The sequence below is a fragment of the Nonomuraea sp. NPDC001684 genome (genome assembly GCF_053596515.1).
Genome location: NZ_JBSFGJ010000277.1, coordinates 1 through 12647, shown reverse-complemented (window position 1 = coordinate 12647; position 12647 = coordinate 1). Strand labels below are relative to the sequence as shown.

General features: G+C 73.0%; 9 protein-coding genes. 5 read left to right on the top strand and 4 right to left on the bottom strand.

The genetic code is table 11. From position 1 onward, the window contains the following. The first annotated feature begins 64 nt into the window (after positions 1–64). Both ACWCSD_RS34935 and ACWCSD_RS34930 read left to right on the top strand, forming a co-directional pair. Positions 65–778 (top strand): HNH endonuclease family protein, encoded by a 714-nt coding sequence (locus tag ACWCSD_RS34935; RefSeq protein WP_397158644.1) that lies wholly within the window; start codon positions 65–67, stop codon positions 776–778. Positions 779–870: 92 nt separating this feature from the next. Continuing rightward, positions 871–4056, top strand: a complete 3186-nt coding sequence (locus tag ACWCSD_RS34930) for a S8 family serine peptidase (protein ID WP_449921373.1) — start codon at positions 871–873, stop codon at positions 4054–4056. 129 nt (positions 4057–4185) lie between these two features. On the opposite strand, the gene ACWCSD_RS34925 is transcribed toward ACWCSD_RS34930, so the two are convergent. From ACWCSD_RS34925 to ACWCSD_RS34915, 3 genes are all read right to left on the bottom strand, one after another. After that, complete coding sequence (locus ACWCSD_RS34925; RefSeq protein ID WP_449921371.1) at positions 4186–5052, bottom strand: CU044_5270 family protein; 867 nt, start codon at positions 5050–5052, stop codon at positions 4186–4188. Continuing rightward, positions 5045–5608, bottom strand: a complete 564-nt coding sequence (locus tag ACWCSD_RS34920; protein ID WP_397158650.1) for an RNA polymerase sigma factor — start codon at positions 5606–5608, stop codon at positions 5045–5047. Before ACWCSD_RS34920 ends, ACWCSD_RS34925 begins: the two co-directional genes overlap by 8 nt. A gap of 119 nt (positions 5609–5727) precedes the next feature. Further along, entirely contained in the window at positions 5728–6558 is an 831-nt protein-coding gene (locus ACWCSD_RS34915) for an SGNH/GDSL hydrolase family protein (protein ID WP_397158652.1), read from the bottom strand. Between the two features lie 218 nt (positions 6559–6776). Here ACWCSD_RS34915 and ACWCSD_RS34910 point away from each other — a divergent pair, with 218 nt between their 5' ends. Beyond that, positions 6777–8012: an isochorismate synthase gene (locus ACWCSD_RS34910; protein WP_449921367.1), complete on the top strand. Its 1236-nt coding sequence runs from the start codon at positions 6777–6779 to the stop codon at positions 8010–8012. A 6-nt stretch (positions 8013–8018) separates the two neighbouring features. Here ACWCSD_RS34910 and ACWCSD_RS34905 read toward each other — a convergent pair whose 3' ends face one another. Continuing rightward, positions 8019–8639, bottom strand: coding sequence for a YigZ family protein (locus ACWCSD_RS34905; protein ID WP_352364154.1), 621 nt, complete (start codon positions 8637–8639; stop codon positions 8019–8021). A gap of 135 nt (positions 8640–8774) precedes the next feature. Here ACWCSD_RS34905 and ACWCSD_RS34900 point away from each other — a divergent pair, with 135 nt between their 5' ends. Together ACWCSD_RS34900 and ACWCSD_RS34895 are read left to right on the top strand one after the other, a co-directional pair. Next, positions 8775–10802 carry a hydantoinase/oxoprolinase family protein gene (locus ACWCSD_RS34900; RefSeq protein WP_449921365.1) on the top strand — a complete coding sequence of 676 codons (2028 nt, stop codon included), beginning with the start codon at positions 8775–8777 and terminating at the stop codon, positions 10800–10802. An 8-nt stretch (positions 10803–10810) separates the two neighbouring features. Then, the gene (locus tag ACWCSD_RS34895) at positions 10811–12439 is read left to right on the top strand and encodes a hydantoinase B/oxoprolinase family protein (protein WP_449921362.1); all 1629 of its coding nucleotides are present in this window, start codon (positions 10811–10813) and stop codon (positions 12437–12439) included. Positions 12440–12647: the final 208 nt, after the last annotated feature.

Here is a 12647-nt window from a genome sequence, read left to right as displayed (position 1 = left end):
GTCAAATCCGGCGATGGCGGGAATTCTCTAGACAACTTCGCCCGCGGGAGCCACGGAGGGCTGCTTGAGCACGAAGGACGCCATCGCGATCCTCGCCGGAGCCGTCATCGTCGCTTCCTTCATCGGCAGCGCCAAGAGCCCCGCCGCCACCGCCGCCAGCCCCCTCAGCAACGCCAGCGGGACGCTGCCCGGCCTCGCCCCCGTCCTGTCCGACGGCGACAGGGCCAGGGCGCGCGCCCTCATCGGCCGCTTACGCGTCAAGGGCCGCGGCCCCAACACCGGCTACGCCCGCAGCCGGTACGGCGAGAACTGGGCCGACACCGCCACCGGCGTCCCCTACGCCCGCAACGGCTGCCGCACCCGCGACGACCTGCTCGCCCGCGACGGCACCGGCGTCGAGTACCGGCCCGGGTCGAGCTGCGAGGTCGTCGCCATGGAGCTGACCGACCCCTACACCGGCCGGCTCATCTCCTGGCACAAGGCCCAGGCCGACGAGGTGCAGGTGGACCACGTCGTGCCGCTCAACTACGGCTGGCGCATGGGCGCGCCGCGCTGGCCGATGTCGAAACGCCTCGACTTCGCCAACGACCCGCTCAACCTGTTACCCGTCGACGGCCGCGCCAACGAGGAGAAGGACGCCTCCGGCCCGGCCGGGTGGCTGCCTCCCCAGCGCCGCGTCCGCTGCGCGTACGTCACCCGTTTCGCCCAGGTCGCGCTCAAGTACGACCTGCCCGTGACCAGGGCCGACAAGAACGCCATGCTCGCGCAGTGCCGCTAGCTCGTCCCCCGCCTCAGGGGCCCAGGGAAGAAGAATCCGCCTTACGCGGAAGAGGAGAGGAAAGCGATCGTCTTCTCTTCTTGCGAGGATCAATGACGTTAGGCAAAGGACTGCTGGCAGCGGTCCTGGCAGGCACGCTGGGTATGGGCGCGACAACGGGAACCGGCACGGCCGAGGCGGGCCAGGCACGTCCCGGTGAGCCGCGCTCCGGCCCGGCGGGCAGTGTGACGCTGCTCACCGGCGACCGGGTCGTGGTGACGGGCAGGAGCTTCCGGGTGGAGCCGGGCACGGCCCGGGAGGTGCACTTCTCCTCCGGCTACCGCGCCGGGCACCTGTACGTCGTCCCGTCCGACGCCGCGCCCCTGGTCGCCCAGGGGGTGCTGGACGAGCGGCTGTTCGACGTCACCCAGTTGCTCGCCTGGCGCTACGGCGACGCGGACACGCCCGACATCCCGCTGATCACCCAGTCGCCGCGGGGAAGCGCCCCCGCGCTGCGCGGCGCGGCCACCACCCGGCGACTGGCCGCCCTCGACATGACGGCCCAGCGGGTGGCCAAGAAGGGCGCGGGCCAGGCGTGGCGGAGCCTGCTCGGCGGGGCGTCCACGCTGGCCGCGGGCAAGGGCAGGATCTGGCTCGACGGCCGGCGTGCCTACACCCTGGACCGCAGCACCAGGCAGATCGGCGCGACCGAGGCGTGGCAGCGGGGATTCACCGGACAGGGCGTCACGGTCGCCGTGCTCGACAGCGGGTACGACCCCACGCATCCCGACCTGAAGGACGTGGTCACCCAGGCGCGGAACTTCTCCGACGAGCCTGACATGACCGATCGACTCGGGCACGGCACGCACGTCACCTCGATCATCGCCGGCGCCGGCGAGAAGTACCGCGGCGTGGCGCCGGGAGCCCGCATCGCCTTCGGCAAGCTGGGCACGCAGATCAGCGACTCCGCGATCCTGGCCGGGATGGAGTGGGCCGCCACGGAGGTCAAGGCCAAGATCGTCAACATGAGCTTCGGCGGCCCCGACGAAGCCGGCCTCGACCCGATCGAGCAGGCCGTGAACACCCTCTCGCAGGCCACGGGCACCCTGTTCGTGGCGGCCGCGGGCAACGAGGGCGAGCAGAGCGGGGGCAGCGTGAGCAGCCCCGGCAGCGCGGACGCCGCGCTGACCGTCGGCGCGGTGGACCGCTCCGACCAGGTGGCCGACTTCTCCAGCACGGGCCCGCGGATCGGCGACCACGCCGTCAAGCCGGACGTCACCGCCCCCGGCGTGGACATCATGGCCGCCGCCGCGGCGGGCACCGCCGACGGAACCCACGTGGCGATGAGCGGCACGTCGATGGCCAGTCCGCACGTGGCGGGAGCGGCGGCCATCCTCGCCCAGCGCCATCCCGACTGGAGCGGGCAGCAGCTCAAGGCGGCGCTCGTCGGCAGTGCCCGGCCGACCGACGGCGCCACGCCGTACCAGCAGGGCACCGGGCGGGTGGACGTGCTCCGCTCGCTGGCCCAGGAGGTGATCGCCACTCCCACCGGCGTGTGGGCCGCCTTCCCCTGGGACCGGCCGGGCGAGCGGCGGGCCACCGGGAAGATCACCTACAGCAACACCGGGGCCACGCCCGTCACCCTGGACCTCGCGGCCGGCTCCGACGTGCTCACGCTGTCGCCGCAACGACTGGAGGTGCCCGCGGGCGGGCAGGCCTCGGTCGCGGTGACGATCGACGCCGAGGGCAAGGGCCCCGGCGACCATCCGGGCATCGTCACCGCCACGGCCGGTGACACGGTGGTCCGCACCCCGGCCGGGGCCTATGTGGAGCCGGAGTCCCATGACGTCACGGTAACCGTCCAGGACAGGGACGGGGCCGCCACCGATTATGCGCAGGGCGTCGTCTACGACCAGGCGACCGGCGCGCCGCGCAACCTCGTCTTCCACGGCGGCACGGCCAGGATCAGGCTGCCGAAGGGACGCTGGAACCTCTACACCGAGATCCTCGGGAGGGCGGAGCGCAGCTTGACGCTCGCGCACCGGCCGTTCGAGGTCGGCGACGCCGACGTGTCGCTGACGGTCGACGGCCGCCAGGCGAAGCGGATCACGTTCACGGTGGACGAGCCCACCGCCGTCCCCGGTCCCGGATTCGCCCTCTCCGTGGCCAACGGGCCCTGGAGGACCGCGATGAGCGCGTTCGGCTACTCCGGCGGCTTCTACGTCGTCCCGGTGCGGCAGCCGGGGCTCACCTACCTGGCCCAGACCACGTGGACCAAGAAGGACACGACGCCCAGCCCGTACCGCTACGACCTCGTCGACCACAGGACGGACGGCTTCCCCGACGCCCCCGGGTACGCCGCGCGGACCCGGGACCTGGTCAAGGCGACCGAGACCTACCGCTCGACCGTCCCGGGCGCCACCGGCACGCTGATCACGGGGCCGGTGCCGCCCGGCGACGCCCTCTCGCCAGGACTGGGCATCTGGGACGACATCCCGCTGCCGAGCAGCGTGACAAGGTACCTCACCCCGGGATTCGCGTGGAACGACGAGTTCATCACGGGCGGCCTGACCGAGCTCGGCACCGGCCCGGTGCGCGACAGGAACTTCACCCAGGTCTGGAACGCCGCGGTGACCGGCCCCTCCTTCGCCGCCTCCGGCGGCAGCCGGGCCGGCGACACCCTGGCCTTCCCCGCCCACGGGCTGTACAGCAGCGGCGTCGCCGGACGCACCGGCATGGACGCGACCGCGACCGGCACCCTCACCCTGACCGGGAACGGCAAGCAGATCGCCACGACCGGCATCACCGGCTGTCTGCCCTACCCCGGCGCGGAGTGCACGCTCACCGCCACGTTGCCGCAGGCCGACACCGCCTACACCCTGACCGCCTCCACCCGGCGATCGCAGGCCGAGCTGTCCACCGGCGTCGACGCCGTCTGGACCTTCCGCTCGGCCCGTACGGCGAAGCCCGAGCCGCTGCCGCTGATGGCCGTGCGCTACGCGCCCCAGGGCCTCGGTGACGCCAACCGCGCCAGGCCGGGATCACGGACCACCGTCCCGATCCAGGTCGAACGCGCTCCCGGCGCCGCCAGGGCGGCGGTCTCCTCGATCAAGCTGGAGGCGTCCGCCGACGACGGCAGGACGTGGCGGCCGGTGCACGTCCGGGCGAGCCGATCGGGCTGGACGGCACGGCTGGACAACCCCGCCACCGCGGGATACGTCTCGCTGCGCGCGACCGTCACCGACAAGGCGGGCAACGGCGTCACCCAGACCGTGACCCGCGCCTACGCCGTGGGCTGACCCGTACGGCCGGAAAGCTGAATCACGACGCGTCCGCCCCCCGGGCCTTCCAGCCCGGGGGGCGGACGCGTGCGGGAGAGGAGGACCGTCAGCGGTCGCGATCACCCGCGGGGCTCACGGCATCCCGCCTCAGCTCTGCACCGCGGGAAGCTGGTCCGTCCACTCGGTGGTCACGGAGATGAATTGGGCGCTGAACGCCAGGCCGCCGTCGTCGACGAGGACGAGGTTGGCGCGGACCACCCGGGCCTCCTCGGGATCGACGACCAGTTCGATGTCCGTGTCGCCATCGGGTTCGGGAATGCGCAGATGCTGACCGCCCTCGACCGCGCCCGCGTTCTCCACCCCCGGTGTCGCGGCGAGCGCGCGGAACGCCGCCGAGCGGACCTCCCCGGGCGCCGGCAGGTCCGTGATCAGCGCCAGCAGGGTGAGGGTGGGATCGCCGCGTATCTCTGACCCGGTCATGTCCCTCTCCTGACCCTTGCGGGCGACGAGCGACGCCTTCAGCGCCTCGGGGTCCGTCGGCAGCCCTTCGAGCTCCTCGAAGCTCACCTCGGCGCCCTTGAGCCTGAGCGTCTGCCCCTCCGGCGCCTGGATGACGGCGCCGGCGGGATCCCCCGGCACGGCCCTGGTCCAGCGCTTGCCGTCGCGCCTGGTCCAGCTCTCCATCGGCGGGGCGTCCGACGAGAGCCACCGGCGCGTGACGTGCCAGTACGTCCCGGAGCCCTGGGGCGTGCGTTCCGCGCGGACGGCGGCCATGAGCAGGACCTCCTTGCCCGTGACCGGTGCGCCGTCGTTCGTGGGCGCCCCCGTGGCGAACACGACCGCGGCGACGGCACCGGCGGCGGCCAGGGCCACTCCCGGGACGAACCAGCCGGCACGCCGGCGCGCCCGGCCCGCCGGCACCCGCCGCTGCAGGCGCTCCCTGCCGCGCGCGACCGTCTCGGCGGACGGCTCCGGCTCGTCCAGCAAAGCGGCGATCTCTTCCAGGTCACGCATGAGGGGTCTCCTTGTCGGTGAGGGCGTGGATCTTGGCGCGGGCCCGGCTGAGGCGTGAGCCGACCGTGCCGAGGGAAATGCCGAGCGCCTGGGCGATCTCGAGGTAGCTGAGCTGGCCCAGCGCCAGGAGCAGCAGCACGTCACGCTCGCCGCCGTTCAGCGAGGCGAGCGCCATGGCCAGGTACGGCTGCGCGGTCGCGGCGGTGACGACCCGGTTCTCGTGCCCTTCCACGACCGGCACGGGGTCCAGCCGGGCCAGCGCCTTGTACCGGCGGGCCTCCTTGTGCCGATGCCGGGCCACCAGGTTCGTGGCGATGCCGAGCAACCAGGGCCGCAGAGCACCTTTTTCCAGCGCGAAACGGTCACGCCGGTCGAACGCCAGCAGAAACGTCTCGGCCGCGACGTCCTCGGCCGCTTGGGCGCCCAGGCGTCCCGCCACGTACCGGTAGACGTCACGGAAATACCGGTCATACACGGCGGTGAACAGCTCAGGGTTCCGCCGGTAGCCGGCGACGAGGTCGGCGTCGGTCACCTGCTCGCCCACGTCGGCGGTCATGTGCCCGTCTCCGTCATGAGTGTGCCTTCCGGTGGGTGATCATTGCTTTCACCCATCCTTCGCGGCGTACGCGGCTTTTCTTCCCGCGCGCCGGAAGGCGGCCACTCACCCGGGTGGGGCTAGCGCGGGTCCTCCCAGACGAAGCCGTGCTCGAACGTCTGCTCGGCCAGCGCCTTCTGCCCGGCGAGGTTGGGATGGAAGAAGTCCCACTTGCTGACGTGGTCGAGCGTGAACGGGAAGGAGAAGATCGCGCCCTCGTCGGTGTCGCACGAGGGCCCCATCGCCTCGCACGCCAACGCCGCCTCCCTGTTGTAGGCCATCACCCGCGCCCGCACCCGGGCCCGCCGCTCGACGTCGGCCTTCTTCACCGAGGCCGGGTCGGCCAGCATGGTCTGGCAGATCCTCCCGACGGTCCAGAACGTACGGGCCAGCGGGTTGCCCTTGCCGACCTGCCACAACCGCCGCAGGTCGGGCACGCTGGCGATGAACACCCTGGCCTGCGGCATGCCGGCACGCAGGGCCGACAGCGCGGCGTCCATGCGCCGGCGGTAGAGCGCGACCGGCGTCATCTCCCGCTCGGTGCGCTTGCACGCGTCCTGGGCGCCTATGAGGATCGTCACATAATCGGCCTTCGCCGCGATCGCCTGGTTGACCTGGCCGAGCAGGTCGGCGCTCGTCGAGCCCGGCACCGCGAAGTTCTCCCGGTGGAGCGTTCCAGCCAGGCCCCGCAGCCGGAGGTAGTGGCTGACCACCTGCGCGTTGTCGCCGGCCGCCCAGGAACGGGCCGCGCAGGAGACGTACCAGCCGCAGGAGTTGAAGCCCGTGGAGATCGAGTCGCCCAGCGCCGCCATCGTCTCAGGGACGGGCTGAGCTGCGACGACAGCCTGCGCGGGGCCCGAAGCGGCCAGGACGAGGACGGCGGTGACGACAGGGGACAGGCGACCGATCATGGCCCCAAAGGTAGGGAGTCGATCAAGGACGCACCATGACCTTCAGGCGAGGTCTGCCATTTCAGGACCGTCTTCCTATCGCCGCTTGACAGTGCCTCCGCGAGCTGGGCGCCCCCAATGAACGTCAAGATCCGGTTATTTCCTGGCTCGTGGGCAGTAACACCGCATTCACGGGGGTCCGAGTCGAACGTGTTCAGTTCCCGCATAGAGTGTCTTGAGTGAGTGTCGCGCTCGGAACAACCCGCCCGCTACCGGTTCGCACCACCCCTGTCGGCGACCCCGGTGACCTGCTGGCATCCCTCCCGAAGACGGCGCCCTACGCCTGGATCAGGAACGGCGAGGGCCTGGTGGGATGGGGCCAGGCCGCCCGCGTCGCCGTGCCGCCGGGCCCCGGCCGCTTCGCCTGGGCTCGCGAGTGGCTGCGCACCGTCCTCGGCGACGCGCCCGCCGACGACGCCGGGCGCGCCCCCGGCTCCGGCTCCGGCCCCGTCGCCTTCGGCAGCTTCACCTTCGACGAGGACGCCCCCGGATCCGTGCTCGTCGTCCCCCGCGCCGTGCTCGCCCGCCGCGGCGGCCGCGCCTGGCTCACCACCGTCGGCGAGGCCCCGCTGGAGACGTTCAGCCCCATCCGCGAGCCCGGCCGCATCAGCTACGGCGACGGCAGCCTCACCGCCCCCCAATGGGAGCACGTCGTCGCCCGGGCCGCCCGCCGCATCCGCGACGGCGAACTGGAGAAGGTCGTGCTCGCCCGCGACCTGCTCGCCACCGCCGAGCACCCCATCGACGTGCGACTGCTGCTGACCCGGCTGGCCCGGCGCTACCCCGAGTGCTACACCTTCTCCGTGGCCGGCCTCGTCGGCGCCACCCCCGAGCTGCTCATCCGCCGCACCGGGCAGGAGATCGAGTCCCTCGTCCTGGCCGGCACCACCGCCCGCGGCACCGGCCCGGCCGACGACGTCGCCCGCGGCGCCGCGCTGTTCGCCTCCCAGAAGGACCGCCACGAGCACGAGTGCGCCATCGCCTCCGTGCGCCAGACCCTCGCCCCCCTCTGCTCCTCCCTGCACACCCCCGACGAGCCCGAACTCCTCGTGCTGCCCAACGTCCAGCACCTGGCCAGCCACGTCACCGGGCGGCTGGCCGACGGCGCGTCCGTGCTCGACGTGGTGGCCGCCATGCACCCCACCGCCGCCGTCGGCGGCACCCCGACCGACACCGCCATCAAGGTCATCCGCGAGCTGGAGGGCATGGACCGCGCCGGCTACGCGGGCCCGGTCGGCTGGATCGACGCCCACGGCGACGGCGAATGGGGCATCGCCCTGCGCTCGGGGCTGATCGAGGGCAACCGCGCCCGGCTCTTCGCCGGCGGCGGCATCATGGGCGACTCCGACCCGGCCGCCGAGCTGGCCGAGGCCCAGGCCAAGTTCCGCGTCATGCAGTACGCCCTGGAGGGCTGAGCGGCCTCAGCCGGGCACGTGCACGCCCTCGCCCACCTCGACGCGGGCCCGGCCGGCCGTCAGCGCGGCCACCCACTCGCCGAACGCCGCCACCTCGTCCTCCCCCACCGCCACCGAGAACGTCACCCCGGCCGCGTAGGTCACCTCGCGCAGCGCGTAGCGGGAGGCGCGCAGGTCGTTCTCCACCCGGCCGGCCTGGTCGTGGGCCACCGAGACGCTCACCAGCCTGGCCGGGACCATCCGCACCGGCTCCACCAGGTCGAGCGTCTCGGTCACCGCTCCCCCGTAGGCGCGCACCAGCCCGCCCGCGCCCAGCAGGACGCCGCCGAAATAGCGCGTGACCACCGCGACCACGTCGTTGAACCCCCGGCCGACCAGCGCCTGGACCATCGGCGTGCCCGCGGTGCCGCCGGGCTCGCCGTCGTCGTCGCCCTTCTGCAGCCGCCCGCCGATCACGTACGCGGTGCAGTTGTGGGTGGCGCCGGCGTGCTCGCGGCGGCGGGCGGCGATGAAGGCGGCGGCCTCCTCGACGGTACGGGCGGGGGCCAGCGCGCAGACGAACCGGGAGCGGCGCACCTCGGTCTCGTGCTCGACGCCGGTCGCGAGGGTGAGGTACGACTGGGACACGTCCGCCAGGCTACCGCCTTTACGTTGTAGATTTTTGAGTGGGCGCACCGGGTTGAGCGCGATGCACGGCAAGCGCCCCTTCCCTGTGCAGGACGCCCAAGGTCGCGGCGCCGCCGCGCGCGTACGGTGCGGCGCATGACCTATCGCGTCGCCATGGACATCGGCGGCACCTTCACCGACGTCGTCTGCTACGACGAGCGCACGGGGGCCGTCACCGCCTCGAAGGCGCCCACCACGCCGGGGGACCTGGCCGAGGGCGTGTTCGCCGCGCTCGGCCGGGTCGTGGACGACCCCGCGGCCATCTCCTTCTTCGTGCACGGCACCACGCAGGGACTGAACGCCCTGCTGGAGCGCAAGGGCGCGCGGGTGCTGCTGCTGGCGAGCCGGGGCGCCGGGGACGTCTACCGGATCGCCCGCGGCAACCGCGACCGCATGTTCGACCTGCGTTACCGCAAGCCGTCGCCGCTCGTGCCGCGCCAGGACGTCATGGAGGCCGGCGGCCGCCTCGACCACCGGGGCCGCGAGCTGGAACCCCTCGACGAGGAGGCGGTGCGGCGGGCCGCGCGGCGGGCCCGCGAGGAGGGTTTCGACGCCGTCGCCGTGTGCCTGCTGTTCTCCTTCGCCGACCCCGCGCACGAGCTGCGCGCGGGCGAGATCCTGCGGGCCGAGCTGGGCGAGGACGTGCTCGTGGTGCTCTCGCACGAGGTCGCGCGCGAGTGGCGCGAGTACGAGCGCACCTCCTCGGCGGTGCTGGAGGCCTACACCGGGCCGGTCGTGCGCAGGTACCTGGCCAGGATCGAGCGGCGCTTCGCCGAGCGCGGCCTGTCGGTGCCGGTGCACGTGATGCAGTCGTCGGGCGGGCTGGTCAACGCCTCGTACGCGATGCGGCGGCCGTTGCAGACGCTGCTGTCGGGGCCGGTCGGCGGCACGATGGGCGGCGTGGCCGCGGCCCGCATGCTGGGCCGGGAGAACGCGATCTGCGTGGACATGGGCGGCACCTCCTTCGACGTCTCGCTCGTGGTGAACGGGCGGCCCGACGTCAGCGCCGAGGCCCGCATCGAGGGCTACCCGGTGCTCATGCCCATCGTGAACCTGCACACCATCGGCGCGGGCGGCGGCTCGATCGCCTACGCCGAGGCGGGCGCGCTGCGCGTCGGCCCGGAGTCGGCCGGGGCCGTGCCGGGCCCGGCCTGCTACGGCCGGGGCGGCACCCGGCCCACCGTGACCGACGCGAACGTGGTGCTCGGCCGGGTGGACCCGGCCTGGTTCGCGGGCGGGCTGATGACGCTGGACGAGGAGGCCGCGGGCGCGGCCGTGGTCACGCTGGCGCGGGAGCTGGATCTGGACCCGCTGCGGCTGGCCGAGGGCGTGTGCGACGTGGCCAACGCCAAGATGGCCCAGGCGATCCGCACGCTGACGGTCGAGCACGGGGTGGAGCCGCGGGAGTTCGCGCTGGTCGCCTTCGGCGGCGCGGGCGCGATGCACGCCGTCTTCATCGCCCGTGAGCTGGGCATCTCCGAGGTGGTCGTGCCGCGCTTCCCGGGGGCGTTCTCGGCCTGGGGCATGCTGGAGGCGGACGTGCGGCGGGACCTGACGCACCCGTACTTCCGGCCGCAGGACACGCTCGACGGCGACGACATGGCCGGGCATCTGGCGACGTTGGAGCGGGAGGCGCTGGAGGCGCTGGCCGGGCAGGGCGTCCCTGAGGAGCGCCGCCGGGTCGAGCACGCCGTGGACATGCGCTACGAGGGCCAGGACTACACGCTCACCGTCCCGCTGCGCGACGCCGCCGAGCCGGGCGAGCCGGGCTTCCTCGCCGCGGTCGCGGCCCGCTACGCCGAGGCGCACACCAGCCGGTACGGCCACGCCACGCCCGAGGCGCCGGTCGAGTTCGTCATGCTGCGCAGCACCGGGTTCGGCTCGTTCCCGCGCGCCGCCGCCGGGGCCGCCGAGCCGCGCGAGGAGACGTCGGGGAACGTCCGGGACGTGATCTTCGACGGGGTGGTGCACCGCACGCCCGTGTTGCGGCGGGCGGGCCTGTCCGGCTCGTTCGCCGGGCCCGCGATCGTGGTCGAGGAGACCGCGACCACGGTCATCCCGCCGGGCTGCCTGGCGGCCGTCGACGACAACGGTTTCCTCATCGTGAAGGTGGACGTCCAGTGATCGACCCAATGATCGACGCGGTTACCACAGAGATCATCCGGTGCGCTCTGCTGCAGGCGGCCGAGGACATGAACACCACGCTGATCCGCAGCTCGTACACGCCGGTGATCTACGAGGCCAAGGACTGCGCGGTGGCGCTGCTCGACCGCGACCACAACGTGCTGGGGCAGTCGTCCGGCCTGCCGATCTTCCTGGGCAACCTGGAGGTGTGCACCCGCGAGACCGAGCGCATGTACGGCCGCGAGGTGTGGCAGGAGGGCGACGTGTGGGTGCTGAACGACTCCTACGTCGGCGGCACCCACCTCAACGACGTCACCGTCTACGGCCCGATCTTCGCCGGCGGCGAGCTGGCCGGGTTCGCCGCCTCGCGCGCCCACTGGCTGGACGTCGGCTCCAAGGACCCGGGCGGCTCGATGGACTCCACCTCGATCTTCCAGGAGGGCCTGCGGCTGGGCCCGGTGAAGGTGTACGCGGGCGGGCGGCCGTGCCGCGACCTGCACGAGGTGATCGCCCGCAACGTGCGCTTCCCGCACGCCACGCTCGGCGACATGCGGGCCCAGGTGAGCTGCGCGATGACCGGCCAGCGGCGGCTGCAGGAGATCGTCTCGCGCTGGGGCCTGGAGACGGTCATGGCCGCCCGGGACGAGATCTTCGCCCAGACCGAGCGCATGGAACGCCAGGCCATCGCCGCGATCCCCGACGGCGTGTACGAGGCGTCCGGCTTCCTCGACAACGACGGCGTCGACCTGGCCACGCCGCTGCCGGTGAACGTGCGGGTCACGGTGTCGGGCGAGTCGATGCACGTGGACCTGACCGACTGCGCCGACCAGGCCCGCGGGCCGGTCAACTGCGGCGCGGCGCAGGCCGTTGCGGCGGTGCGGGTGGGGTACAAGCTGCTGGTGTCGGGGGACGTGCCGCTCAACGGCGGCTCCTTCCGCCCGCTGAGCGTCGAGACCCGGCCGGGCTCGATGCTGGCCGCGCGGTCGCCGGCCGCCTGCCAGTACTACTACTCCCACCTCGGGCTGCTCATCGACCTGGTGGTCAAGGCGCTGGCCCCGGCGCTGCCGGGCAAGGCGGCGGCGGCCTCGTACGGGGACTCGATGATCGTGCAGTTCACCGGGACCGACCCGCGTACCGGGAAGTTGTACGTCTCCCAGGAGGCCACCGTCGGCGGCTGGGGGGCGTGGGAGGGCGGCGACGGCGAGTCGTGCCTGATCAACAACGTCAACGGCTCGCTGCGGGACATGCCGATCGAGGTGCTGGAGACGCTGTTCCCGGTCCGGGTGCGCCGCTACGAGATGCGTCCGGACACCGGCGGCGCCGGTCAGTGGCGCGGCGGCAACGGCGTGGTGCGGGAGTACGAGTTCTGCGGCGACACCTCGTTGTCGTTGTGGTTCGAGCGCTCGGTCACGCCCGCGTGGGGCCTGGCCGGCGGCGCGGCGGGCGCTCCCCCACGGGTGACGCTCAATCCGGGCACGGCGGGCGAGCGCCGGATGCTCAAGGTCAACGCCCTGCCGGTGTCGGCCGGTGACGTGCTGCGCTGCGAGTCCGGCGGAGGTGGCGGCTACGGCCCGGCCGACCGGCGCTCCCCCCTGGCGCGGGCGGCCGACCTGGCCGAGGGCATGATCACGAACTGATCCGCATTCGACCGAAAATCGCACGGATTGTTCTCCGGTCTGTGAAGATGATCGACAACGCGGGGGCACGCGAAGCCTGGGGAGGCTGTGTCCCCGTCATGACCATCTTCACGAGGGGACTCTCATGACTGCGTTACGAACGCGCCTGCTCGCGGGCTCGGCCGCGCTCGCCGCGGGCCTGGCCGGCGTCGTCGCTGGCCGGCGAGCC

Coding starts and splice junctions, on each gene's coding strand:
- ACWCSD_RS34930 (WP_449921373.1), top strand. CDS start 871: ATGACGTTAGGCAAAGGACTGCTGGCAGCGGTCCTGGCAGGCACGCTG.
- ACWCSD_RS34925 (WP_449921371.1), bottom strand. CDS start 5,052: ATGCGTGACCTGGAAGAGATCGCCGCTTTGCTGGACGAGCCGGAGCCG.
- ACWCSD_RS34920 (WP_397158650.1), bottom strand. CDS start 5,608: ATGACCGCCGACGTGGGCGAGCAGGTGACCGACGCCGACCTCGTCGCC.
- ACWCSD_RS34915 (WP_397158652.1), bottom strand. CDS start 6,558: ATGATCGGTCGCCTGTCCCCTGTCGTCACCGCCGTCCTCGTCCTGGCC.
- ACWCSD_RS34900 (WP_449921365.1), top strand. CDS start 8,775: ATGACCTATCGCGTCGCCATGGACATCGGCGGCACCTTCACCGACGTC.
- ACWCSD_RS34895 (WP_449921362.1), top strand. CDS start 10,811: ATGATCGACGCGGTTACCACAGAGATCATCCGGTGCGCTCTGCTGCAG.